This is a genomic window from Vagococcus carniphilus, from assembly GCF_014397115.1.
Taxonomy (GTDB): domain Bacteria; phylum Bacillota; class Bacilli; order Lactobacillales; family Vagococcaceae; genus Vagococcus; species Vagococcus carniphilus.
In genome coordinates this window covers 150,946-175,562 of record NZ_CP060720.1, presented here as the reverse complement: position 1 = coordinate 175,562, position 24,617 = coordinate 150,946, and the positions used below count along the sequence as shown (strand labels likewise).

General features: G+C 32.6%; 24 protein-coding genes and 1 pseudogene. 8 read left to right on the top strand and 17 right to left on the bottom strand.

Annotated features, from left to right (window positions below; genetic code table 11):
* Nucleotides 1-77 precede the first annotated feature (77 nt).
* The 7 genes from H9L18_RS00840 to H9L18_RS00810 form a co-directional block, all read right to left on the bottom strand.
* Complete coding sequence (locus H9L18_RS00840; RefSeq protein ID WP_126795789.1) at nt 78-776, bottom strand: DUF1129 domain-containing protein; 699 nt, start codon at nt 774-776, stop codon at nt 78-80.
* Between the two features lie 24 nt (nt 777-800).
* Nucleotides 801-1,901, bottom strand: a complete 1,101-nt coding sequence (gene ychF / locus H9L18_RS00835) for a redox-regulated ATPase YchF (protein WP_126795791.1) — start codon at nt 1,899-1,901, stop codon at nt 801-803.
* Between the two features lie 19 nt (nt 1,902-1,920).
* The gene (locus H9L18_RS00830; RefSeq protein WP_126795793.1) at nt 1,921-2,112 is read right to left on the bottom strand and encodes a DUF951 domain-containing protein; all 192 of its coding nucleotides are present in this window, start codon (nt 2,110-2,112) and stop codon (nt 1,921-1,923) included.
* 187 nt (nt 2,113-2,299) lie between these two features.
* Nucleotides 2,300-3,196, bottom strand: coding sequence for a ParB/RepB/Spo0J family partition protein (locus tag H9L18_RS00825; protein WP_126795795.1), 897 nt, complete (start codon nt 3,194-3,196; stop codon nt 2,300-2,302).
* Entirely contained in the window at nt 3,183-3,950 is a 768-nt protein-coding gene (locus H9L18_RS00820) for a ParA family protein (RefSeq protein ID WP_126795797.1), read from the bottom strand. Before H9L18_RS00820 ends, H9L18_RS00825 begins: the two co-directional genes overlap by 14 nt.
* Nucleotides 3,951-4,019: 69 nt before the next feature.
* Nucleotides 4,020-4,739 carry a 16S rRNA (guanine(527)-N(7))-methyltransferase RsmG gene (gene rsmG, locus H9L18_RS00815; protein ID WP_126795799.1) on the bottom strand — a complete coding sequence of 240 codons (720 nt, stop codon included), beginning with the start codon at nt 4,737-4,739 and terminating at the stop codon, nt 4,020-4,022.
* Nucleotides 4,740-4,874: 135 nt separating this feature from the next.
* Nucleotides 4,875-5,045 (bottom strand): hypothetical protein, encoded by a 171-nt coding sequence (locus H9L18_RS00810; RefSeq protein ID WP_185847529.1) that lies wholly within the window; start codon nt 5,043-5,045, stop codon nt 4,875-4,877.
* 139 nt (nt 5,046-5,184) lie between these two features.
* Between H9L18_RS00810 and H9L18_RS00805 the strand changes: the two genes are divergently transcribed.
* Nucleotides 5,185-5,613, top strand: coding sequence for a GNAT family N-acetyltransferase (locus H9L18_RS00805; protein ID WP_126795801.1), 429 nt, complete (start codon nt 5,185-5,187; stop codon nt 5,611-5,613).
* Between the two features lie 355 nt (nt 5,614-5,968).
* Here H9L18_RS00805 and H9L18_RS00800 read toward each other — a convergent pair whose 3' ends face one another.
* The 3 genes from H9L18_RS00800 to H9L18_RS15545 form a co-directional block, all read right to left on the bottom strand.
* The gene (locus H9L18_RS00800; protein WP_126795803.1) at nt 5,969-7,411 is read right to left on the bottom strand and encodes an ATP-binding protein; all 1,443 of its coding nucleotides are present in this window, start codon (nt 7,409-7,411) and stop codon (nt 5,969-5,971) included.
* A 168-nt stretch (nt 7,412-7,579) separates the two neighbouring features.
* A complete protein-coding gene (locus tag H9L18_RS00795) occupies nt 7,580-8,383 on the bottom strand; it encodes a DNA primase family protein (RefSeq protein ID WP_126795805.1) in 804 nt (267 codons plus the stop codon).
* On the bottom strand, nt 8,380-8,502 hold the full coding sequence (locus H9L18_RS15545) for a primase C-terminal domain-containing protein (protein WP_126795807.1): 123 nt from the start codon (nt 8,500-8,502) through the stop codon (nt 8,380-8,382). Before H9L18_RS15545 ends, H9L18_RS00795 begins: the two co-directional genes overlap by 4 nt.
* A 182-nt stretch (nt 8,503-8,684) precedes the next feature.
* Here H9L18_RS15545 and H9L18_RS00785 point away from each other — a divergent pair, with 182 nt between their 5' ends.
* Entirely contained in the window at nt 8,685-9,854 is a 1,170-nt protein-coding gene (locus tag H9L18_RS00785) for a tyrosine-type recombinase/integrase (RefSeq protein ID WP_126795809.1), read from the top strand.
* Nucleotides 9,855-9,923: 69 nt separating this feature from the next.
* On the opposite strand, the gene mnmG is transcribed toward H9L18_RS00785, so the two are convergent.
* The gene (gene mnmG, locus H9L18_RS00780; protein ID WP_126795811.1) at nt 9,924-11,825 is read right to left on the bottom strand and encodes a tRNA uridine-5-carboxymethylaminomethyl(34) synthesis enzyme MnmG; all 1,902 of its coding nucleotides are present in this window, start codon (nt 11,823-11,825) and stop codon (nt 9,924-9,926) included.
* 16 nt (nt 11,826-11,841) lie between these two features.
* Complete coding sequence (mnmE, locus tag H9L18_RS00775; RefSeq protein ID WP_126795813.1) at nt 11,842-13,236, bottom strand: tRNA uridine-5-carboxymethylaminomethyl(34) synthesis GTPase MnmE; 1,395 nt, start codon at nt 13,234-13,236, stop codon at nt 11,842-11,844.
* A gap of 239 nt (nt 13,237-13,475) precedes the next feature.
* On the opposite strand from mnmE, the gene H9L18_RS00770 reads away from it, so the two are divergent.
* Complete coding sequence (locus tag H9L18_RS00770; protein WP_126795815.1) at nt 13,476-13,694, top strand: hypothetical protein; 219 nt, start codon at nt 13,476-13,478, stop codon at nt 13,692-13,694.
* 72 nt (nt 13,695-13,766) lie between these two features.
* On the opposite strand, the gene argS is transcribed toward H9L18_RS00770, so the two are convergent.
* The 5 genes from argS to rpmH form a co-directional block, all read right to left on the bottom strand.
* Complete coding sequence (gene argS, locus H9L18_RS00765; protein WP_126795817.1) at nt 13,767-15,461, bottom strand: arginine--tRNA ligase; 1,695 nt, start codon at nt 15,459-15,461, stop codon at nt 13,767-13,769.
* A 330-nt stretch (nt 15,462-15,791) separates the two neighbouring features.
* Nucleotides 15,792-16,541: an RNA-binding cell elongation regulator Jag/EloR gene (gene jag, locus H9L18_RS00760; protein ID WP_126795819.1), complete on the bottom strand. Its 750-nt coding sequence runs from the start codon at nt 16,539-16,541 to the stop codon at nt 15,792-15,794.
* A 25-nt stretch (nt 16,542-16,566) separates the two neighbouring features.
* Nucleotides 16,567-17,382, bottom strand: coding sequence for a YidC/Oxa1 family membrane protein insertase (locus H9L18_RS00755; RefSeq protein ID WP_126795821.1), 816 nt, complete (start codon nt 17,380-17,382; stop codon nt 16,567-16,569).
* Nucleotides 17,383-17,397: 15 nt separating this feature from the next.
* Nucleotides 17,398-17,736 (bottom strand): ribonuclease P protein component, encoded by a 339-nt coding sequence (rnpA, locus tag H9L18_RS00750; RefSeq protein WP_126795823.1) that lies wholly within the window; start codon nt 17,734-17,736, stop codon nt 17,398-17,400.
* Between the two features lie 119 nt (nt 17,737-17,855).
* Nucleotides 17,856-17,990: a 50S ribosomal protein L34 gene (rpmH, locus tag H9L18_RS00745; protein ID WP_126795825.1), complete on the bottom strand. Its 135-nt coding sequence runs from the start codon at nt 17,988-17,990 to the stop codon at nt 17,856-17,858.
* Nucleotides 17,991-18,460: 470 nt separating this feature from the next.
* Between rpmH and dnaA the strand changes: the two are divergent.
* The 5 genes and pseudogenes from dnaA (at nt 18,461) to gyrB (ending at nt 24,611) form a co-directional block, all read left to right on the top strand.
* Nucleotides 18,461-19,805, top strand: a pseudogene (gene dnaA / locus H9L18_RS00740) (chromosomal replication initiator protein DnaA).
* A 154-nt stretch (nt 19,806-19,959) separates the two neighbouring features.
* Nucleotides 19,960-21,090: a DNA polymerase III subunit beta gene (dnaN, locus tag H9L18_RS00735; RefSeq protein ID WP_126795829.1), complete on the top strand. Its 1,131-nt coding sequence runs from the start codon at nt 19,960-19,962 to the stop codon at nt 21,088-21,090.
* A 214-nt stretch (nt 21,091-21,304) separates the two neighbouring features.
* Nucleotides 21,305-21,538: a S4 domain-containing protein YaaA gene (gene yaaA / locus H9L18_RS00730; protein ID WP_126795831.1), complete on the top strand. Its 234-nt coding sequence runs from the start codon at nt 21,305-21,307 to the stop codon at nt 21,536-21,538.
* 4 nt (nt 21,539-21,542) lie between these two features.
* A complete protein-coding gene (gene recF / locus H9L18_RS00725; protein ID WP_187559353.1) occupies nt 21,543-22,643 on the top strand; it encodes a DNA replication/repair protein RecF in 1,101 nt (366 codons plus the stop codon).
* 21 nt (nt 22,644-22,664) lie between these two features.
* A complete protein-coding gene (gene gyrB, locus H9L18_RS00720; protein WP_126795899.1) occupies nt 22,665-24,611 on the top strand; it encodes a DNA topoisomerase (ATP-hydrolyzing) subunit B in 1,947 nt (648 codons plus the stop codon).
* Nucleotides 24,612-24,617 lie beyond the last annotated feature (6 nt).

Below are 24,617 nucleotides of genomic sequence, written 5' to 3'. Positions count from 1 at the left end.
AAAAAAGTAAATTCGTCAATTTATTCCGCTAATTAAAAAAAAATCTAATCAAGTTCTTTGATTAGATTTAGTAATTATTAACGTTTAGCAAACATGACACTCTCAAATCTAAATTTTTTCTTCAACCAATAACGAATTCCATAAGTGGCTACCCCTAAAGAAATAGTCAACATTGGATCTAGTACCGGATTCACATTGGCTGGTAAGAAGCTAGCTAATGCAAATACGATAAACCAAGGAATAAAACTTAATGCCATAATTCCCGATGTTTTTAGGAATCCTGGACGCTTACTTGCATCTGCTCCTGGTTGGTCATAGACATAGATATAGCGGTAAATCAGGTAGAATGAAAAAGCACCTGAAGCTGCACCTAATACAATTGCTGTGATTCCTTGAGTTGTTTGTTGACCTGTTCTAGAAAACATACCGAATAGGGAAACCATCACACTTAAAATAGTGAATAATAGTAAAAAGTTATCTAACATAATTTTACCAAAAGTCATCTCTGGAGCTGGTTCTGGTGCATTAATAATTGCATCAGCTGCTTCAGTTGGTGTGCCATATAATTGTTTAGCCGTCACACCTGTTTTTTGACCTTCTACTAAGGCAACTAACATTGTGTTGAGTTCTCTTACTTTTTTTTCTTCTTCTAACTGACTTGTTTCTAAAACTTTATTAATATCAAAAATAAATTGGTCATTTTTTTTCGTTAATTGTGTCATTAACTCACGATTTTGAGCTACTTTTTGTTGTAGTTCTTCTCTAGTTTCTTCCAATAGTCTCACCTTTATTTTCTAATTTTAAACGTTGAATCTAAACAGCATAACGTCGCCATCTTTTACGATGTACTCTTTACCTTCTAATCGAACACGTCCCACTTCCTTAGCCGCTGACATACTTCCATGTTCTTTCAAGTCATCATAAGAAACTGTTTCAGCACGAATAAATCCGCGTTCAAAATCAGTATGAATAATTCCCGCGCACTCAGGAGCCTTCATTCCATTTTTAAATGTCCATGCCCTTACTTCTTGCTCACCTGCTGTAAAATAAGTTGCTAAACCTAACAAGTGGTATGCTGCACGAATCAATTTATCTAATCCTGATTCTTCAATCCCTAAAGCTTCTAAAAATTCCATCTTATCTTCATCATCTAATTCAGCAATTTCTTCTTCAGCTTTAGCACAAACTGTAATAACTTCTGCATTTTCAGTTGCCGCAAATTCTTTTACTTGTTGTACGTACTCATTACCTTCTTCATCAGCCACTTCGTCTTCTGCAACGTTAGCTACATAAAGAACTGGTTTTGTTGTTAAAAGGAATAAACCTTTTACAATTGGTAATTCATCATCAGAGAATTCAATCGATCTTGCTGATTTCCCTTCTTCTAAAACAGGTTTAATTTTTTCTAAAACTGCTAATTCAGCAACCGCTTCTTTGTCTTTTGTTTTAGCGATTTTAGCTACACGGCTCAAACGCTTATCAACAGATTCTAAGTCAGCAAAGATAAGTTCTAAATTAATAATTTCGATATCTTCTAACGGGTTCACACGACCTTCTACGTGAGTGATATTTTCATCATCAAAACAACGAACCACATGACAAATAGCATCTACTTGACGAATGTTGCTTAAAAATTTATTTCCTAAACCTTCACCTTTACTAGCACCCTTTACAATTCCTGCAATATCTGTAAATTCAAATGTTGCTGGTACTGTTTTCTTAGGTTTTACTAATTTTGTTAATTCGTCTAAACGAAAATCTGGTACTTCTACCATTCCTACGTTAGGATCAATTGTCGCAAATGGATAGTTTGCCGCTTCTACTCCTGCTTTTGTTATTGCATTGAATAACGTTGATTTACCAACGTTTGGTAATCCAACAATTCCTGCTGTTAATGCCATCTAATGATCACTCTTTCTTTTAATTTTCTACGTTTTTCATCTCTAGAATCTTTTTCATTTTTTTATCAAATTCACGTCTTGGCATCATCACAATATGCTCGCAGTTAAGACATTTTATCTTAATATCCATTCCCATACGGACAATTTCCCAACGATTGGTTTGACATGCGTGAGGTTTTTTCATCTCTACCACATCGCCTAATTCATACATATTAAATACCGTCCTTTACGTTCAAAAGTCGCCTATGCACAAGCTATATCTTAACATAAAATAGAATGTGTTTGCGGGGTTAATTCTAAAATTTTTTCGAATTATTTTTAGCTTCAATTTCAACTTTTATAATATATCAGGATAAAAAAGAGGTTCAGAAAATATATTTTCTCCCTCTCTTCTCCTCTTACATATCTGAGTCAAACTGTATTTCTAAAATATCTAAAATTCGAGTCAAATCAGCTTGAGATAAATATTCGATTTCAATTTTACCTTTACCATCTTTTTCTTGGATAGCAACACTTGTTCCAAATTTATCCATTAAACGATCTTCACTCGTTCTAATATAATAAGGTTTAGCTTGTGGTTTCTTTTTCACTTTTTTTAGAGGTGGCCCTTGTGTTTCATTCATTTCTGAAACAATTTGTTCCAGTTGACGAACAGTTAATCCTTCCTTTAAAACTCGATTTGCTAAAGGAATAATTTGATCTGTTTCTTTTAAAGCCAATAACGTTCTTGCTTGTCCCATTGAAAGTTGTTCTTTTTGAACAAGATCTTTAACCACTTGTGGTAATGATAATAAACGCAAATAATTGGCAATATATGGGCGACTTTTACCAAGTTGTTCAGCTAACTCCACTTGTGTTAATTTCAAGTTTTTCATCAGCATCTCATAAGCTTCTGCTTCTTCCATTGGACTTAAGTCTTCCCGTTGCAAGTTTTCTAAAACGGCGATTTGCATCATACGTGCTTCATCAAATTCGCGAACAATTGCTGGAACTGTTTCTTTCCCTGCTAATTTAGAGGCACGGAAACGTCTCTCCCCAGCAATAATTTCATACCCTTTAATAGTTGATTGTCTGACAATAATTGGTTGGAATACCCCTGATTGTTTAATAGACTCTGATAATTCTTCTAACGCTTTTTCATCGAAGGTTTTTCTTGGTTGATACGGATTTGGACGCAATTCCTCTAACGGAATTTCTACAACCGTTTCTTTTTTTATATCAACTTCTTCTATTTCAGAGAAATCTTTAAAAAGGGCGTCAATTCCTCGACCCAATCCTTTATTAGTCTTGCTCACGAGTCATCACTTCCTTTGCTAATGCATGATAAAATTCTGCACCTTTTGATTTTGGATCATAGTCAATAATTGACTGACCATGACTTGGAGCTTCAGATAATCTCACATTTCGTGGAATAATAGTGTCATAAACACGTTCTCTAAAGTACTTTCTTACCTCTGCCACTACTTCTGAACCAAGATTAGTTCTAGCATCATACATTGTTAATAATACCCCTTCAATTCTAAGATCAGGATTAAAGTGTTTTTGAACTAAACGAATGGTATTTAACAGTTGGCTCAATCCTTCTAATGCATAATACTCACATTGGACAGGAATTAAAATCGAATCACTCGCTGAAAATGAATTAATTGTTAAATGTCCTAGAGATGGTGGACAATCAATTAGAATATAATCATATTCGTCCTCAACATCTTTTAGAGCTAATTTTAATCGTGATTCTCTAGCCATCATAGAAGTTAGTTCAATTTCAGCTCCTGATAGTTGAATCGTCGCTGGTGCGATATCTAAATCTTCACGAGATGTTTTTTGAATAACTTCTTTTATTGGTACTTCATTGACTAATACATCATAAATATCTTGAGAAACATCTGATTTTTTTATGCCTATTCCACTTGTCGCATTTCCTTGAGCATCCATATCGACTAACAATACTTTTTTTCCTGAAAATGCAAGACAAGCTCCCAAATTGACTGTGGTGGTTGTTTTACCCACACCACCTTTTTGATTTGCAACTGATATAACCCGTGCCATTATATTTCCTCCAATATGTCTAACGATAGATTTTAATACAGATATTTCTAGTAGTATAAATCCCTTTCTTTAAATAAGGGGTTTTTTATTTGGCGTTCCTGGTTTTCTTGGATATTTATTCGGTGTTTCTTTTTTCTTATCAATAACAACAATGTAGCGTTTATCTTCACTAAACGGTAAAGAAATCTCAATTTCATCTGCCAACTTACCGCCCAATGTTGCAATAGCTTTTTTACTTTCTTGAACTTCTTCTTCACTCTTAGCAGCTTTAAGGGCTAAAAATTGTCCGTTCTTTTTAACAAGTGGTATACATAATTCAGATAGAACATTTAATCTAGCAACTGCTCTAGCCGTTACAAAATCATAAGACTCTCTATGTGCCTTATTTTGACCAAACGTTTCTGCTCTATCATGATATAAATTAACATTTTCTAAATTTAATTCATCACACAGTAATGTTAAAAATTTAATACGCTTATTCAATGAATCAACAATTGATATTTCTAAATTAGGATACACTATTTTAATTGGTATACTTGGGAATCCAGCTCCTGCACCAACATCACAGAGGGAGTAAGATTCTTTTCCTAAATCTAAAGTAGTAGCTAAAGTAATTGAATCGTAAAAATGTTTTAAATAAACTTCTTCTAATTCAGTAATAGCTGTTAAGTTAATTTTTTGGTTCCATTCAACTAATAACTCATAATAAATTTTAAATTGATTTATCTGTTCATCAGATAAGTCGATACCTATCTTAGCTAATTCTTGTCTAAATACATCTGGTTTCATGACTTCTCTCCTTATTGTGAAACAAAATTGTTTCACAGATACTATTACTCTAACGCAATTAACATAAAAATTCAATGATTATCCTCATGATAGACAAGAAAAAACTTACAACTCAAAGCTGTAAGTTTTAAATTTTTACTTTTTAATAAAAATAGGAGCTTCTTTCTTCTTATAATAATCAGGGTTAAACTCATCATCTAATTTTATACCTAGGAAACTACCTATCCATGCACCACCTAGAAAACCCATAGCAACCGAAATTGGAATATACACTCTCTTTTTCTGATACCATTTTTTATTATTCATAAAAGATCCCCCTCATGAGTTGATACCTTTATTCTAACACGGCATTCAATACTCGTCTAAAATTTTCCTTTAAAATGTTTCATGTGAAACATTTTGATTTGCTATACTATTTATACTAACAATAATAAGAGGGGAATAAATGACTGTAAATAAAAACGTTTTCTATATTGAATCTATACCACCAAAAGCAGAAGAATATCTAATTTTACGTAAAAAAGCAGGTTTAAGTTCAAGGCAACTCATAGCAAGTCAAGTTGGTTTAAAAAATAGTATCTATGCCATTTCAGTTAGAGAGAATGAAACACACCGACTGATAGGTATGGGACGCATTATTGGAGATGGTGGAACCGTCTATCAGCTAGTTGATATTGCAGTAGATCCTAACTATCAAGGCCTAAAAATTGGAACTCAAATTATGGAACATCTCATGCTTTTTGTTAATGAGTCTATTAATCAACAAGCCTATGTCAATTTAATCGCTGACATTCCAGCTGATAGGTTATACGAAAAATTCGGCTTCGTTAAAACTGAACCTGAAGGAATTGGTATGTATTTGAAAAGACAGTGAGAAAGGCTTATGCCTCTCTACTGTCTTTTTTCGCTATCTTCCCTTGTTCGATATAGTCTAATCTAAATAGCTCTATTTTTAGATATAAAAAAGAAGCAAATTAGAGTATAAACTACTAACTTACTTCTATTAAATATCATTAATTGTAATTAGTTCCAATATGAATAGCATTCAACATGGCATTCAAAAATAAATCCAATTTATGTGGGCACATATTAATAAATATTATATTTTTTTACTCTACTCTGCTTTACTCTACTCTGCTCTACTCTACTTTACTCTGCTTTACTCTGCTTTACTCTGCTTTACTCTGCTTTACTCTGCTTTACTCTGCTTTACTCTACTTTACTCTGCTTTACTCTACTTTACTCTTAGGTAAGCTATAGTATTGTGTAGGGTCTCTGTCGCTAGAACCATGCCACTCAATCAATTCCTTATCACGCATATCTCTTAATATACTCCTTGCATAAGTTTTTCCTTTTTCTAACACTTCTGAAGCATCAGCTACGGTTATTTTGCCTTCATTATACAAATGTACTATTATACGCAATTCAACATTAGTCAGACTTGAACCATAGTTACTTTTTATGTAATCATCTAACCTATCTGTCGAGCGTAAAGATCTTGATAAGATATTATTTTCTAAAACTAATAACACTGAGTTTCCCTCAGGCTCACTATAGATAGGGTCTTTTAAAAAGAATGATTCCATTTCATCATATATCCTATTAACTCCTTCATTCATCTCTCTAACCCAGCCAAACTCTGTTAATATTCTAGCAATTCTTGGATTTCTTGAATATCTTGTTTTACGCATATTCTCAATAGTAACTATATTAGGTAGATCCCCAGGACTATGTATTTCTAACCTATCATCGTACATTTCTACACGAACATGATCACCTACAAAAGAATAATTTCGATGTACTACTGCGTTAACAATTCCTTCAAACCAAGCAAACTCTGGATATTCTGAAATTTGTTTAAAAACCCCGTCATCTCCTAAGTATTGAAAATCCCTCAACTGCCCTTTTATATCTATTGTTGCTTTTTCGATTAATAAAGGTATTGGTTCCTCATAATTAAATTCTTTTATTATATTCATTCTTTGTCCTGTTTTACTTTTTACTCCATCATATCTTATAAATCTTAATCTACAGTTAGGTAAATATTTAAAAGTGTTTTCTCCAAATAATAATATACCCGCATTAGTAAGTTCTCCATTTTTCATGAACCCTCGTGCTTCTAAAACTTGGATATCACTTACATCTAAGCAGTTTCTATGCTCTTTATACCTTCTTAGTAACTCTTTATTTACATCATCAATACTACTACCTTTAACAATCTCATCTTCAAAACTTCTCTGTCCTCTATCATATTCTAACTGAGTAATTTGCTGATGATTAAGCTGCTTAGTATTGTCACCCATTCTCAAAAAGCACTCTTCTTTATTATTAAGTATTACTCTATCTACGCTCACTTCAACATCTATTACAAGAACGACATCATCTTTATTATTTTTATTAGTAACTGGTACTTCGATAAATTCAAAAATAGGAGTTGGTTTTGTATTAGAATATATGATTTCTCTAAAGGCTTCCACTGAATTAGCTTGTTGATAATTAAAACCTGTCACATCACCATTATCTTCAATACCAATTACTAACTTTCCTCCAGAAGCATTGGCAAAACCAATAATATGTCTAACAATATCTTTAGGTGCAATCTTTGCACTTTTTCTATCAAAAAATCGATTTTCTTTATTGATAATAAATTCTTCAATATCTAAATTGTCCATTTATATTAAAACCTCCTCTTTACACTCTTTAATAAAAATAAGTATACACAATAATTTCAAAGTTGTTAAGAGCTCCACAGTTATATATACAAGTTTCGACAAGTTCTATCAGCTTCATACTAATCTAAAAAGGTATGGTTTTGTCAGGTTCTACATTCCGACATTTTCCTACAATTTAAAAAGAATAATGCTATCATTTGCTATCTTAAAAATGCCATCATTTGCCATCATCAAACTATGAAAAATGTTACCATTGTTACCACGTTCCCCATAGAGCCATATAGATTTACGTCTAGAGATGTTAGGATTAACCACATCACTAATTACTTGCCATAATAGGGTATAGACCTCCTCATCATGATCAGAGAGATCATAAAGCCATTCCTCAATGTCAAATATTCCGTAATTCGTTTTGATTTTTGGATTATTAGCTTTTTCATTGTACTTAGTATCTGTGGTAGATAAAAATACAAAATCCTCACTAAAAGGCATCAACTTTTTAGTTTTACGGTTATAAATACCATTCTTAACTGGTGCTAAGTTCTCATCATTAGTCTGTTCAGTGAGTTCTAAGCCTTTTTTGAGATGAAATAAGACATCTCTAGATAAACGCTCATTTAAAGTTGGCTCTAGCCACGACATAACCATGTATATATCATCTTCATTAATGGTATAAGTACCTTTTTGAGCTTGATACATGGCTAAATTAGAGTAATTGGCAGTACCTAGTTTTTTAAACGCTACAAATTCTTTTAGTTCAATAGCTACCTGTAATGGATGCAATTTAGTTGGCTTAGTTCCCTTACTGCCATTAAATATATATTTTTCCTCTGCTTCAACTAAAAGGAGTTGTCTTTTTTCAATTAATGCAGCCTTTAATTTTTTACCATACAACATACTAGGTTGAGTAACTTCTTTTTGCTTCACTTTACTATTAAATTGTTGATCTAATACTTTTAAATTTTGCATCATTTATGGCTCAACTCCTTTTTAACAATACTTTCAAAGGTTCTATTAACCTCACTATCAGATAATGGCTCATTAAAATTACTATTAGCAAAATGAACCAACTCATAAACTAATGAAGGCATAACAGCAAAACAAAACAATAAAGTTGAGGTAAATTTCGAAACATTTAAACAAATGCAAGAAATTTTAGATGGTGGTTACTCTAAATTATCATCAAAAAAACAAGTTTATCCATCAATTAAAATAATAAGCGATTAATAACCTTCCCAATATGTGCCCACATAAGATAAGGGAGAGTTATACAATGGCAACATTTAAACAGTACACTAAAAAGAATGGTACTAAGGCTTGGCAATTCCAATCCTACTTAGGTATTAACCCTATGACTGGAAAGTCTGTTAAAACTACTAGACGTGGTTTTAAGACAAAAAAAGAAGCCCAACTAGAACTTAATAGGTTGCTAGTGGACTTCGAGAATAAAGAATTTAATAGAGATGATAATATCAAGACGTTTGAGGACTTATATCAAGTTTGGTTTAAGCAGCACTCTAAAGACTTGAAACAAACCACTATCCAACGTATCAAACAACATTTTGATAATCATATCTTGCCTAAATTCGGCAGTAAAAGGATTGATAAGATTACACCTTTATTCTGCCAAGAATGTTTGAATGGATGGGCTGAGCATTTAGCCACATACAAACAGTTAAAAACATATACATCAATGGTATTTAAGTATGGTATCTTAATCAACCTTATACAGATTAACCCAATGGAAAGAACCATTACACCTAAAAAGAAAAAAGATGTTACTAAAAAGGAATCTGATAGCTTTTACACTAAAGATGAGCTTATACAATTCTTTAGCTGCTTAGAGCAATTAGAGGATAAACGAGCATTTACTTTCTTTAGAGTATTAGCTTTTTTAGGATTAAGAAAAGGCGAAGCAATGGCTTTAACGTGGGGAGATTTTAATTTTGATGATAACACTGTAACTATTGATAAAACGTTGGTAGAGCTACAAGATGGCTCTTTCAAGGTTAATACCACTAAGACAGAATCATCTAATAGAACCATAAGTATAGATCAACAGACTATCAGCATACTTAAAGATTGGCGTTCTCATATTAGGAGATTAAAGCTATCTCAAGGTATTAGAGAAAATGACTTTGCTAGTAGCTTGGTATTTTCTAATTCGATTCTATACAATGAAAATCAATTTTTATATAAAGCCTACCCTAATAACATCATGGATAAAGTCAAAAAACACTTTCCAGAGATGAAAATAATAAAAGTGCATGATTTTAGAAAAACTAATGCATCTCTACTATTTGAATCGGGAGCAAGTATAAAAGACGTGGCTCAAAGACTAGGACATCAATCTACTAAAACCACGACAGATATTTATGTAAAAGTAACACCAACTAAGCAAAATGAAACTATCAATATTTTTGAGAAATATATGGCTTTTTAGTCGATATGGCATTCAAAATGGCATTCAATTTTAAATTAAGAGTTTTGAGCATAAGAAAAAGGCTTGATACTAAGCCTTTTCCTCATCTCTTTTCGCTATTTTACCTTGTTCGATATAAACCATTAATATACTAATATCTGATGGATTCACGCCACTAATACGACTGGCTTGAGCAATCGTTTCTGGACGAATTTTCTCTAATTTTTGAACAGCTTCAGTTGCTAAACTATTTATTTTTGTATAATCAATGTTAGCTGGAATTTTTTTAGCTTCCATTCGTTTTAGCTTCGCTACTTTATCATTTGCTTTCTTGATATATCCTTCGTATTTCACTTGTATTTCTACTTGTTCATATACATATCTTGGTACCTCAACTTCTGGTGTTTCGATAAATTGAACAACATCTAAATAACTTAGTTCAGGTCGTTTAAGTAAATCAACTGCTAAAATACCATCTTTTAAAGCTGCACTGTTTTTAGTTGCTAAAAATTCTTGTAACTCTTTAGTTGGTTTTAAGCGAGATGTTTCTAAGCGTTTCATCTCTTCTTCAATCATCTCTTTTTTCGTTTGATACTCTTCATAACGCTCTTCGTTAACTAAACCAATGGCTTGTCCCATTTCTGTTAAACGTAAGTCTGCGTTGTCATGACGTAATAATAAACGATATTCAGCGCGAGATGTTAGTAAACGATACGGTTCATTTGTTCCTTTTGTGACTAAGTCATCAATTAGAACACCAATGTACGCATCACTTCTTTTCAAGACTAATGGTTCTTTTCCTTGAATTTTTAACGCCGCATTGATTCCTGCCATAAGTCCTTGGCAAGCAGCTTCTTCATAACCTGATGTCCCATTTGTTTGACCAGCTGTATAAAGTCCAGAAATTTTCATTGTTTCAAGTGTTGGGCGTAATTGATGAGGAACCACAACATCATACTCAATGGCATAACCACTACGCATAATTTCAGCCTGTTCTAATCCCTCAATACTTCGAACCATATTTTGTTGAACATCTTCTGGTAAAGAAGTAGATAAGCCTTGAACATAAACTTCATCTGTATTAGCGCCTTCTGGTTCTAAGAAAATTTGATGTCTTGGTTTATCACTAAATCGAACCACTTTGTCTTCAATCGATGGACAATACCTTGCACCTACTCCTTCTACAATTCCTGTAAACATTGGTGCACGGTGTAGATTTTCACGAATAACACCATGAGTTTCTAAGTTTGTATAAGTTAACCAACAAGGTAATTGATCTGTTTTATATTCTTCATCTTTGGTTTCAAAACTAAAATGGTTAGGTGTTGTGTCTCCTGGTTGAATCTCTGTTACGTCATAGTTAATAGAACTTGATTTTACTCTTGGAGGTGTTCCCGTTTTAAAACGATCAATCTCTAAACCTAGTTCTTTTAGATGATTCGCTAATCCGATAGATGGTAATGAGTTATTAGGTCCTGAAGAATACTTCAATTCACCAATAATAATTTCACCACGAAGAGCTGTTCCTGCGGTGATAATAACTGATTTACTGAAATATTTTGTTCCTGTACTGATTTCTACTCCCTTAACCACATCGTCTTCCACAATTAGTTTTTCAACAATTCCTTGTTTTAAATCAAGATTTTCTGTATGTTCTAAGGTTTTCTTTAACTCTGTTTGGTAGGCAAATTTATCTGCTTGAGCACGTAACGCTCGTACAGCTGGTCCTTTCCCTGTATTCAACATTCTCATTTGGACATAAGTTTTATCAATATTTCGGCCCATTTCACCACCAAGAGCGTCAATTTCTCGAACAACAACGCCTTTAGCTGGTCCACCTATCGATGGATTACACGGCATAAAACCAATAATATCCAAATTTAATGTGACAAGTAATGTTTTCATTCCCATTCTAGCCGCAGCTAATGAAGCCTCTGAACCAGCATGACCACCACCAACAACAATTACATCATATTGTTTTATTTCTTCCATTCTTTTATCCCCTTCGCTATTTTCCTAAACAGAATTGACTAAATAACTGCGTAATCAATTCGTCCTGGACACTATCCCCAATAATTTCACCTAGTAAGTCCCAACTTCTAGTCATATCAATTTGAAGTAAATCAACTGGCATACCTGCGTCAATACCATTTATTACCTCATCAAGAGCTAAATCAGCTTGCTCTAGTAAAGCAATATGGCGTGAATTAGAGATATAGGTTGCATCTTTTTCTTTTCCTGCATTAGAAAAGAAGGTATCTTTAATGGCTTGCTCTAAATGATCAATTCCCTCACTTGAAGTAACTGAAATCGTTAATACCGTCTCGTCATTTAATTGTCTACTCAATTCAGCTTGATCTAGTTGTGGTGTTAAATCCATTTTATTTAATAAAATAATTCGGTTCATTCCTTTAGTTAAATCAAGTAATTCTAGATCCATTGTAGTAAGAGCTTCACTTTGATTTAAAACAAGTAAAATTAAGTCAGCCTCGTTTAACGCTTTACGGCTTCTTTCTACACCAATTTTTTCAACAATATCTTCTGTTTCTCGAATACCAGCTGTATCAATTAATTTCAATGGGACTCCGCGGACATTGACATATTCTTCAATTACATCTCTCGTTGTACCAGCTATATCTGTTACAATTGCTTTATCTTCTTGAAGCAAGTAATTTAATAAACTTGATTTTCCTACATTTGGTCGACCAATAATTGCTGTTGAAAGACCTTCTCTAAGGATTTTCCCTTGCTTAGCAGTTAATAATAAATGGTCAATAGATGCTTTGACCTGAGTTGCTTTTTCTTTCATTAACCCGCTGGTCATCTCTTCTACATCATCATATTCAGGATAATCAATATTTACCTCAACTTGTGCTAAGGCTTCTAAAATATGTTGACGCAACTCTTTAATTAAAATTGATAATTTACCATCTAATTGATTTAAAGCTAGCTTCATTGACTCGTCAGTTTTTGCTTGAATTAAATCCATTACAGCTTCTGCTTGTGACAAATCCATTCGCCCATTTAAAAAAGCTCGTTTCGTAAATTCACCAGGTTCTGCTAATCTAGCTCCTTGTCTTAGTAGCAATTGAAGCACTTGATTGGCAACAACCATTCCACCATGACAATTAATTTCAACAATATTTTCTCGTGTGAATGTTTTAGGTGCTAACATCACTGAAAACATTACCTCATCCAAAACATAATCAGTATCTGGATCTTTAATATGACCATAATGAATGGTATGACTTGGAACATGTTGTAATTTTTTCTTTTGATAAGCATTGACCTTGTCTGCAATAACAACTGCATCATCTCCGCTCAAGCGAACAATGCTAATCGCTCCTTCTCCAGGTGGCGTTGAAATGGCTGCAATCGTATCAAATTCATTCGTAATATTCATTTAAATACGCCCTTTCTAAAAAAATGCATATAAAAAAGCGCCTACTCCACCCTTTTTGCCTTCAACAAAAAAAGTAGAGACGCACTTTGACTGCTCTCTCGTATTCATATTCAATAGAAATAATAGCATAAACAAGATAATTTGACAATTTTATTCTTCTAAAATTGATCGTACGACTCTTAAAAAAACCTTTATTTTTTAAACATGTTATACTTAATATAGAAAGGGATGGTTTTTATATGTCTAAAGTTATGATTGTTATCGGTTCGGTTATTGATTATCCCACAGTTCACAATAAAGAAGTTGTCGGTAAGGTAGAATTAATATTAGAGAATACTCTCTTGATCAGAGATTCTGTTGATGAGACTCACTTAGTCTTAAAAAGCAGTCTTGAGCAAGATGGCTATTCTATCGATGAAAAAACATATGTCAATAAAAGACAATTTACTAATTCTTAATTTCCTGCCTACAATAGCTAAAAACCCCAATGAGCTCTCAAAAAAAGTGAGTTCATCGGGGTTTTTTACTTTTTACATTTTATCAGGAGATTGAATTCCTAACAAACGTAATCCTTCTTTTATAACAACAGATACTGAATAAACTAAACTCAATCGAGCCTCTCTACCGGCATCTTCTGTTAATATTTTATGTTTTGAATAGTATTTATTGAATTTTTGAGCTAGATCAATTAAATATTTCGCCATCACTGATGGTTCATATTTTTGATAAGCTTCTTGAATTTTATCAGGGAAAATATTTAACGCTTTGATAACTTCCCATGACTCTTCATCATTTAAAGCCACACCTGATTTAAAGTCTTCTACACTCCAGTTAGCCTTCGTTAGAATACTTTCACATCTAGAACGCGTATATTGCACGTATGGGCCTGTTTCGCCTTCAAATTGAATCAACTCTTCTAAGTTGAAGTCAAAGCTGTTCATACGGTCATTTTTAAGGTCATGGAAGATAATAGCTCCTACCCCTACTTGATGAGCAACTTCTTCTTTATTTTCTAAAGTTGGATTTTTTTCTTCAATTCCTTTTAAAGTCGCACTAATAGCTTCGTTTAAAACTTCCTCTAATAGGATAACATTACCTTTTCTGGTAGATAATTTTTTACCACCAGATGTAATTAAGCCAAATGGCACATGTTTAATATTTTCTGACCAATCATGTCCGGCTTCTTTTAAGACTGCTTTTAATTGTTTAAAATGAATTGATTGCTCATTTCCTACAACGTATAAAGCTTCAACAAAGTCATAATTATCATGACGGAAGTTAGCTGCGGCTAAGTCTCTTGTCATATAAAGAGTTGCGCCATCTGATTTTCTAATTAAAGCTGGATTTAAATCATATTTCTCTAAAGAAACAATATCTGCTCCTTGATCAGAGACAAGTAAGTTTTTAGATTCTAATTCTTCAATCACTGGATCCATTTTGTCATTAAAGAACGCTTCTCCATTATATGAATCAAAAGTTACTCCAAGCATGTCATAGACTTTTTGGAATTCTTTTAGTGACTCACCGCGGAACCAAGTCCATAAACGAACGGCTTCAGCATCATCTTCTTCTAGTTTTCTAAACCAAGCACGGCCTTCATCTTCTAAAGATGGGTCATTTTCTGCTTCCTCATGAAATTGCACGTATAATTTTAATAGCTCAGCAATTGGATTCTCACGAACCGCTTCTTCACTTCCCCATTTTTTAAAAGCAACAATTAACTTACCAAATTGTGTACCCCAATCACCTAAGTAATTAATTTTAATCGGGTTATATCCAATTTTTTTAGATAATTCAGCTAAAGCATTTCCGATAACAGTTGATCTTAAATGTCCCATAGACATTGGTTTAGCAATATTAGGTGAAGACATATCAATTGGTACACTACCACCTTCTCCAATATTAGCCTCACCATATTGTGCTTTTTCAGAAACAATTGTTTTTAAAACTTCTTTGCTGACAGCTTCTTTATTTAAAAAGAAGTTGATATAGCCTCCAACTGCTACTATGTTTTCATAATTTGTTTGATCTAGTTTTTCAATTAATTCCTCAGCAATCATATTAGGAGCTTTTCTATAAACTTTTGCTAATGAAAAAGTTGGAAAAGCATAATCACCATGAGCACTCATCTTAGGTACTTCTAAGAAATTGTATAATTCTTCCTGACTTAACGCATCACCTATTGCTGCTTGTAAATCTGCTACTATTTGTTTTTTGTAATCCATTATTTTCTCCTTTCAAATTAAAAAAATCAATAAAAAACGCCCCTTATTACTTCTAAAAAAACAGTAATAAGAGACGAACATTTTAATCCGCGGTGCCACTCTTGTTGTTGGAAAAGCCAACCACTTTATTTAATATTTAATTAATCTTTCAAAAGTAGTTGCGTTTCCTCTAAGCATTGGTCTGGCTTTCACTATTCCAGGCTCGCTAATTCAATAATTTTCTTATAAGTACTTAATCTACTCCAAGTAGTATAGCAAAAATTAAGATAAATTTCTAGATAAATCCATTATAAAAAAAGAGCCGCTAGACTTTTCTAGCGACTCAGTTTTTTACTTTTTCAATTCAACTACTAAATAACGATGAGGTTCATTTCCCTCTGAGTGTGTTGAAATATCAGATTCTGTTGCTAAGATTGAATGAACTTGTTTTCTTTCAAAAGCTGGCATTGGTTCTAAGAAAACAGGTTGTTCTGTTTCTCTTACTTGTCTTAATGTTTGTTTAGTTAAACGCTTGATGATTGCCTCACGACGTTCTCTATAATCACCCACATTAACCACAATTGAAATTCTATTTTTAGCAATTCGATGAATGTAAACTTGAGCTAAATATTGAATAGCATTTAATAATTTACCATGCTTTCCAATCAATAACCCTTTCTTTTCTGTTTCAAGATTAAAGATAACACGCTCTTTATTTCTAGAAACTTTCACCATAGCTGGTGCACCTAAATCTCTTGTTATATCAGTAAGATATAGAGCTAAAGCAGTTACGGCCTCATCATCAGATAAATTAACTAATTCCTTTTGTTCCGAAACAACTTCTTCTACCACTTGCTCTTTTACTTTTTCAACAACAGGAGTAGGTTCAATCGTCTCTTCTTTTTCTACTACAACTTCTTCCACAACATCAACGGGCTTAATACCTTCCACAACAACAATTGCTTCTTTTTTACCAATTCCTAGAAATCCTTTTTTACCTTCTTCAATAATTTGAATATCTGCTTCACTTCTTGTTAACTGAAGTGTCTTTAATCCTAATTCGATGGCTTGATCTACGGTTTCTGCTGTAAATTTTGGCATAATAAGAACCCCCTATAAAGTAGTTTTATTTCTTTTTCTTCGGATTGTTTGCTTTGCGTAACGCTTTTTCAAGATCAGATTTTTTCTTCTGTTCTGCCTCACGTTCGCGTCTAATTTTAAATGGATTATTAATTAGTAATGTTTGAATAACTTGGAAACCATTTGAAATTACCCAGTATAATGATAACCCACTGGCTAACTTAATCCCCATGAATAAAATCATGGCTGGCATAATGTAATTCATCATTTTCATTGAGCCTTGAACTTCAAGTTGACCCATTGATGTTAACTTCGTACTAATAAACGTAAAGACTGCTGCTAAAATCGGTAAAATATACGTTGGGTCAATTTTACCTAGCTCTAACCAAAGGAATGTTCCTTGAGTTAATTCAGGTACTCTAGAAATTGCTTGCCATAAAGCCATCATAATTGGCATTTGAACAAGTAATGGTAAACAACCTGATACAGGATTGACACCATGCTCACTATAAAGACGTTGTTGCTCTTCTTGAAGCTTTCTAACAGTCTCAGCATCCTTAGAAGCATATTTTTCTTGTAATGCTTTTAATTTAGGTTGCATTTCCTGAGTTTTTCGCATGCTTTTCGTTTGATAATGCATCAACGGCATTAAAAGAATACGAATGATAATAGTGAAGAGGATAATCCCGATACCAGCATTACCAAATGATAACGCCTTAATGGCCTCCCCAAAATAATAAACAATGTAACGATCCCACAAACCTGTACTTGAACTGTCAACTGTTCCTGTGCCACAACCTGTTAAGACAAACACAAGAGCTAACATACTTAAGACAAGTAGCCAATTCTTCTTTTTCTTCACTAATCTAGACCTCACTTATTCAATTATATTTGCTAATTTAAAAACATGTTGTATGTTGTTTTTCACTTCAACTAAAGATAAACCAACAATATTAGGTCTTGCAATCAAAACCACATCAAATCCTGGCTTAATATTATCTTTTAATTCAAATAAAGATTCTCTCATTAACCGTTTTACATAATTTCTTGTAACAGCATTTCCTATTTTTTTTCCAACAGATAACCCAACTCGAAAATGAGGATTCTCCTCTGCTGGACAAATATAGACTACAAAATTTCGATTAGCATAAGAATCTTTTCTATAAATAATTTTTTTAAATTCTTTTTCTTTCTTTATACGATAGGACTTTTTCATAACATTATCCCTTTTACCTCTATAATATTCATAAACAATACCATTATCATGATAGCATAAAGCGCTTGTTTTTTTCATTTTTTTATAAAAAAAAATCACTGAGTCTAAGATTCAGTGATTTATGCTGCTAATACTTTTCTTCCTCTACGACGTCTACTTGCTAACACACGACGACCGTTTTTTGTGCTCATACGTTTACGGAAACCATGCACTTTTTGACGTTTACGTTTTTTTGGTTGATATGTTCTTTTCATTCAATCCACCTCCTAAAACTAAATATGCTTTCTAAATCACTTAGACAGACTATGACATTATACAAATAAATTCATAGTTTTGTCAACTCATCTTTGAAGTAAATATTAAATATCTTATACACAACTACTATTATAGATATCCACATGTGTGTTAATCACAGTAAACTCTAAAAAAACTATCCCTGACTTATTTTCGACTTATCAACAGATACACATCCTGTTATTAAGTTATTCACATTTTTATTTTTACTTGTTAATAACTATATCAAAGCTTTTATATTACTGACTTGTAAACTGTTGATAACTTGTTAATATTTCAAATTTCTTTTTTAGTTATACACAATATAATTCTATCTGTGGAAAACTAATATTACAATTTGTTAACTTATTATCCACAGACCTAAAAACCAGTGGAAAACTTTTTCTAAAAATGCTAGAATGAACGAGAAACTATTTTTTAGGGGATAGTTATGCCCAATATTGACTACATATGGAAAGAATTGGAAGATGATTATCGAAAGATATTAACACCTCCAAGTTTTAATGCTTGGATTGAACAAGCTAAACCGATTAGTTTAGTTAACAACTTATTAACAATTGAAGTACCTTCCAACTTACATAAAGAGTATTGGGAAAAAAATCTTGCTGCTAAAATTGTGGAAACTGGTTTTAAATTAACAGGAGAAGAAGTAACTCCTGTTTTTATTCTTGAAAACGAAAAAAAAGAACCTGAAAAAAAACCAGATCCTATCCAATCAGAATTACCTGATATCGTTAAACAAAATAGTAAAAAAGCTTTATTAAATTCAAAGTATACGTTTGACACATTTGTTATCGGTAAGGGAAATCAGATGGCACACGCTGCAGCCTTAGTTGTTTCCGAAGATCCAGGAGCTACATACAATCCTTTATTCTTCTACGGGGGAGTAGGTTTAGGTAAAACACATTTGATGCACGCTATTGGTCATCAAATGTTAACCAACCAACCTGATGCTAAAATTAAATACGTCACCAGCGAATCCTTTGCTAATGACTTCATTAATTCTATTCAAAACAGAACATCTGAAAGTTTTAGACAAGAATATAGAAGCGTTGATCTGCTGTTAGTCGATGATATTCAATTTTTCGCAGACAAAGAGGGAACACAAGAAGAATTTTTCCATACATTCAATACACTTTATAACGAAGGTAGGCAAATTGTTTTAACAAGTGATCGTCTACCAAATGAAATTCCTAAATTACAAGAACGCTTGGTTTCTAGATTTGCTTGGGGCTTATCAGTTGATATTACTCCTCCAGATTTAGAAACAAGAATTGCCATTTTAAGAAAAAGAGCAAATGCTGAAGGTTTAGAGATACCTGATGACACACTTTCTTATATTGCTGGCCAAATTGATTCAAATATTAGAGAGTTAGAAGGCGCTTTGGTAAGAGTTCAAGCTTATGCAACTATGAATGGTAATGATATTTCAACCAGTTTAGCAGCAGATGCTTTGAAAAGCTTAAAACCAGCTAAATTAAAAAGCGAACTTTCTATTCTTTTAATTCAAGAAGAAGTTTGTAAGTACTATCATCTACAATTAAAAGATTTAAAAGGAAAAAAAACGAGTTAAGTCAATTGTAGTACCTCGCCAAATTGCGATGTACCTTTCAAGAGAATTAACAGATAACTCATTACCAAAAATTGGAGCAGAATTTGGTGGAAAAGATCATACAACTGTTATTCATGCTCATGAAAAAATTCAACAATTACTTGATAATGATCCAACTATTCAAAAAGAAGTTGGAGAACTTAAAAATATCCTGATTTCATAATTGTGGAAAACTCCTATTTTTAAACTAGAGTTATCCACATGTTATTAACAGGATATTTTCCTTAGATTTTCTTAGGTCCAAATACTTTTCCACAGTATCAACAAGACCTACTACTATTACTATATTTTCTTATATTATTTAAAAGGAGAAACCCATGAAAGTCACACTAAATCGAAATGCTTTTTTAGAAGAATTAGCCACCGTTCAAAGAGCAATTTCAGGAAAAACTACTATTCCTATTTTAACCGGTGTAAAATTACAATTAGCAGAAACAGGCTTAACATTAACTGGGAGCAATGCAGATATTTCTATTGAAACTTTTTTAAGTGTTGAAGATGAAAAAGCTAATATGGTCATTGAAAAAACAGGTTCGATAGTTTTGCAAGCACGCTTCTTTAATGAAATCATCCGTAAATTACCTGAAGAAACATTAACGTTAGAATTAATTGAGAACAATCAAGTCATTATTTCCTCTGGTAAAGCTTTATTTAATGTGAATGGTTTAAATTCTGAAAATTATCCACATTTACCAGTTATCGATAATCAAAATACATTTAAATTATCTGCACGTGTATTAAATAAATTAATTAGTGAAACAGTTTTTTCTGTTTCACAACATGAAAGTCGTCCTATTTTAACAGGGGTTCATTTTGTATTAGAAAATAATGAATTATTAGCTGTTGCAACAGATAGTCATCGTCTTAGTCAACGAGTTATTACAATAGGTGAATCAAATAATGCGTTTGATATTGTTGTTCCAGGAAAAAGTTTACAAGAATTATCTCGTTCATTTAAAGATGAAGAAGAAATTGTTGAAATTTCTATTATGGAAAATCAAGTCTTATTTAAAACAGAAGGAATGCATTTTTATTCTCGCCTACTAGAAGGTAACTATCCTGATACTAACCGATTAATTCCAACAACTTTTAGTACAGAAATTGAGTTTAATGTACCTGACTTGTTAGCAGCAATTGATCGAGCGTCTCTTTTATCTCATGAAGGACGTAATAATATTGTTAAGCTATCAATTAGTTCTGAACAAGTTATCATTTACGGTAACTCACCAGAAATTGGGAATGTGGAAGAATCACTTAACTACATTAATGTAACAGGGGAACCAATTGATATTTCTTTCAACCCAGATTACATGAAAGCATCACTTAAATCTTTTGGTAATATTGATGTAGTAATTAAGTTTATTTCTCCAATTCGACCATTTACATTACAACCAACAGATGATGAGATTAATTTTATTCAATTAATCACACCTGTACGTACTAATTAAATTTACAGAAAACTATCTTAGGATAGTTTTTTTTTTATGTATTTAAAAAAACAGCCTTATTTTACGTTTTAAGCAATATATCCTTTAAAATGAAAAAACTATCGATTTTTAATCGATTTGCTTTAAAATGCAAAAATATAAAGAATATTTGTTTTTATCTGCTAAAAAAGGTATAATATCATTAGCTAAACCTTGAAAAAGAAGGTGAAAATTTGTGAAAAAAAGTTTTTTATTAAAATCTGACTATATAACTTTGGGTCAATTCTTAAAAGAAGTCGATGTGATTTCTAGTGGTGGAATGGCTAAATGGTATTTACAAGAGCATGCTGTTTATGTAGATGGTGAGCTTGAAAATCGTCGTGGTCGAAAGTTATATGCAGAAATGATGATTGAAATACCTGATTTAGGTACTTTTTTTATGGCTAAAATGCCAATAGATAAGGATTAAAACCATGAATATTGAAAAAATTTCATTACGATCCTATCGTAATTATGAGTCTTTAGAACTTGATTTTTCTCCTAAATTAAATGTTTTTTTAGGAGAAAATGCTCAAGGAAAAACGAATCTTTTAGAGAGCATTTATGTATTATCACTCGCTCGTAGTCACAGAAGTAATAATGAAAAAGAAATGATTCAGTGGCATCAAGAGTTTGCTCGTATTGAAGGAAAAGTGAAAAAAAGGAATGGATTGCTTGATCTAACTATGATTATTTCAAGTAAAGGTAAAAAAACAAAAGTTAATGGTTTAGAACAAAGTAAATTAAGCCATTATGTTGGCAATTTAAATGTCATTCTTTTTGCTCCAGAAGATTTATCTTTGGTTAAAGGAGCTCCTCAAAATCGTCGTAAATTTTTAGATATGGAAATTGGGCAAATTAACCCACAATATCTACATCATTTAAGTATTTACCAAAATGTTTTGAAACAACGAAATCAATATTTAAAAAAACTGGCCTTTAGCTCTAATAAAGATCTAGTTTATTTAGATGTTTTATCCGAGCAATTAGCTAATGCTGGGGGTTTTGTGTTGTTTCATCGGTTAAAATTTTTAAAGAAATTAGAAGTGTGGGCTAATAATATTCATCAGAAGATAACTTATGGTAAAGAAAATTTAACAATAAATTACAAAAGCCAGCTAGAGTTAGGTGATGAAATGGATGAGACTCAACTCTTCGAATTACTTCATACAGAGTTAAAGAATACCGTTGAAAAAGATCTAAAACATTTAACTACATCTATTGGACCTCACCGAGATGATTTATTATTTTTTGTAAATGAAAAAAATGTTCAAAATTTTGGTTCCCAAGGACAGCAAAGAACAACAGCTTTAAGTGTTAAATTAGCTGAAATTGAATTGATTAATGAAGAGATTGGAGAGTATCCAGTCTTACTTTTAGATGATGTATTAAGTGAGTTAGATGATGATAGGCAAGTTCATTTAATGGAATTTATTGAAAATAAATTACAAACTTTCTTAACCACAACTAGTTTAGCGCATTTAGAAAATAAATTAAGTATCACACCTAGAATTTTTAATATTTCTGAGGGATAGTAGAAGGGAACAGTGACTAATTTGACAGAAGAAAATTTAAATAATGAGCAAAACCAGGCATATGACGCTAGTCAGATTCAAGTTTTAGAAGGATTAGAGGCTGTACGTAAACGACCTGGGATGTATATTGGATCAACTGGTCCTCAAGGTTTACATCATTTAGTATGGGAAATTGTTGATAATTCTATTGATGAGGCATTAGCAGGTTACTGTACTGAGATTAACGTAGTTATTGAAGAAAATAATAGCATCACTGTAACAGATAATGGTCGTGGGATTCCAGTTGGGATTCAAGCTAAAACAGGACGACCTGCTGTTGAAACTGTTCTAACTGTTCTTCATGCAGGTGGTAAATTTGGCGGTGGTGGTTATAAAGTTTCAGGGGGACTTCACGGAGTAGGTTCTTCAGTTGTTAACGCGTTATCTGAACATTTAAGTGTAAAAGTTCATGTAGATGGAAAAATCCATTTCCAAGAATTTAAACGTGGAAAAATTTGTGCAGATTTAAAAGTTATTGGTGACACTGATAAACGTGGAACAGTTATTAACTTTAAACCAGACGCAGAAATTTTTACTGAAACAGATATTTTTGAATATGATAAATTAGCAACTCGTATTCGTGAACTTGCTTTCTTAAATCGTGGTTTGAAAATTACGATTGAAGATATGCGTGGAGATGAAACTAAACTAGAAGCTTTCCACTATGAGGGTGGAATTAAAAGTTATGTGGAATATTTAAATATGAATAAAACAGTCTTATTTGAAGAGCCTATTTTTACAGAAGGTGAACAACAAGAAATCACTGTTGAAGTAGCTATTCAATATACAGATGGCTATCATACTAACCTATTAAGTTTTGCTAACAACATTCATACTTATGAAGGTGGTACTCATGAGTTTGGGTTCCGTACAGCATTAACTCGCGTAATTAATGATTATGCTAGAAAGCAAAAGTTAATTAAAGAAAACGAAGAAAACTTGAGTGGAGAAGATGTGCGAGAAGGAATTACAGCTATTATTTCTATCAAGCATCCAGAGCCTCAATTTGAAGGTCAAACAAAAACTAAATTAGGTAACTCAGAAGTTCGTACAGTAACAGATCGTTTATTCTCTGAAGCATTTAATAAATTCTTATTGGAAAATCCAGATACAGCAAAAAAAGTTGTAGAAAAAGGTATTTTAGCATCTAAAGCCCGTTTAGCGGCTAAAAGAGCTCGTGAGGTGACTCGTCGTAAAGGTGCTCTTGAAATTAGTAGTTTACCAGGTAAATTAGCTGACTGTTCAAGTCGTGTACCTGAAGAGTGTGAATTATTTGTCGTCGAAGGGGATTCTGCGGGTGGATCAGCTAAAACTGGTCGTGACCGTAGAACACAAGCTATTTTACCAATTCGAGGAAAAATTTTAAACGTAGAAAAAGCTTCAATGGATAAAATCTTAGCCAATCAAGAAATTCGTTCTTTATTTACAGCTATGGGAACAGGTTTTGGTTCAGATTTTGACGTATCTAAAGCTAGATATCATAAGTTAGTTATTATGACAGATGCGGACGTTGATGGGGCTCATATTAGAACCTTGCTATTAACACTTTTCTATCGTTATATGCGTCCAGTAGTTGAAGCTGGTTATGTTTATATTGCGCAACCACCACTTTATGGGGTAAAACAAGGAAAAAATATTACATATGTTCAACCAGGAAAAGAAGCAGATGAAAGATTAGCTGAAGTAGTTGAGTCTCTTCCAGCAACTCCTAAACCAAGTGTTCAACGTTACAAAGGTCTTGGGGAGATGGATGACCATCAATTATGGGATACGACAATGGATCCTAAAAAAAGAACTATGCTACGAGTTAGTGTAGAAGATGCTATTAAAGCAGATGCTGTTTTTGAAATGTTAATGGGAGATAAAGTTGAGCCAAGACGTGATTTTATTGAAGCGAATGCTCACTATGTTAAAAACTTAGATATCTAAACTAGA

Bases quoted from the DNA above. Each gene is read 5' to 3' on its own strand.
- H9L18_RS00810 (WP_185847529.1), bottom strand. From the start codon at position 5,045: ATGAATAATAAAAAATGGTATCAGAAAAAGAGAGTGTATATTCCAATT.
- recF (WP_187559353.1), top strand. From the start codon at position 21,543: ATGAATATTGAAAAAATTTCATTACGATCCTATCGTAATTATGAGTCT.
- dnaN (WP_126795829.1), top strand. From the start codon at position 19,960: ATGAAAGTCACACTAAATCGAAATGCTTTTTTAGAAGAATTAGCCACC.
- H9L18_RS00795 (WP_126795805.1), bottom strand. From the start codon at position 8,383: ATGATGCAAAATTTAAAAGTATTAGATCAACAATTTAATAGTAAAGTG.
- H9L18_RS00805 (WP_126795801.1), top strand. From the start codon at position 5,185: ATGACTGTAAATAAAAACGTTTTCTATATTGAATCTATACCACCAAAA.
- jag (WP_126795819.1), bottom strand. From the start codon at position 16,541: ATGCCAAAATTTACAGCAGAAACCGTAGATCAAGCCATCGAATTAGGA.
- argS (WP_126795817.1), bottom strand. From the start codon at position 15,461: ATGGATTACAAAAAACAAATAGTAGCAGATTTACAAGCAGCAATAGGT.
- rpmH (WP_126795825.1), bottom strand. From the start codon at position 17,990: ATGAAAAGAACATATCAACCAAAAAAACGTAAACGTCAAAAAGTGCAT.
- rnpA (WP_126795823.1), bottom strand. From the start codon at position 17,736: ATGAAAAAGTCCTATCGTATAAAGAAAGAAAAAGAATTTAAAAAAATT.
- H9L18_RS00820 (WP_126795797.1), bottom strand. From the start codon at position 3,950: ATGGCACGGGTTATATCAGTTGCAAATCAAAAAGGTGGTGTGGGTAAA.
- mnmE (WP_126795813.1), bottom strand. From the start codon at position 13,236: ATGAATATTACGAATGAATTTGATACGATTGCAGCCATTTCAACGCCA.
- rsmG (WP_126795799.1), bottom strand. From the start codon at position 4,739: ATGAAACCAGATGTATTTAGACAAGAATTAGCTAAGATAGGTATCGAC.
- mnmG (WP_126795811.1), bottom strand. From the start codon at position 11,825: ATGGAAGAAATAAAACAATATGATGTAATTGTTGTTGGTGGTGGTCAT.
- ychF (WP_126795791.1), bottom strand. From the start codon at position 1,901: ATGGCATTAACAGCAGGAATTGTTGGATTACCAAACGTTGGTAAATCA.
- H9L18_RS00770 (WP_126795815.1), top strand. From the start codon at position 13,476: ATGTCTAAAGTTATGATTGTTATCGGTTCGGTTATTGATTATCCCACA.
- H9L18_RS00785 (WP_126795809.1), top strand. From the start codon at position 8,685: ATGGCAACATTTAAACAGTACACTAAAAAGAATGGTACTAAGGCTTGG.
- H9L18_RS15545 (WP_126795807.1), bottom strand. From the start codon at position 8,502: ATGCCTTCATTAGTTTATGAGTTGGTTCATTTTGCTAATAGTAATTTT.
- H9L18_RS00830 (WP_126795793.1), bottom strand. From the start codon at position 2,112: ATGTATGAATTAGGCGATGTGGTAGAGATGAAAAAACCTCACGCATGT.
- H9L18_RS00800 (WP_126795803.1), bottom strand. From the start codon at position 7,411: ATGGACAATTTAGATATTGAAGAATTTATTATCAATAAAGAAAATCGA.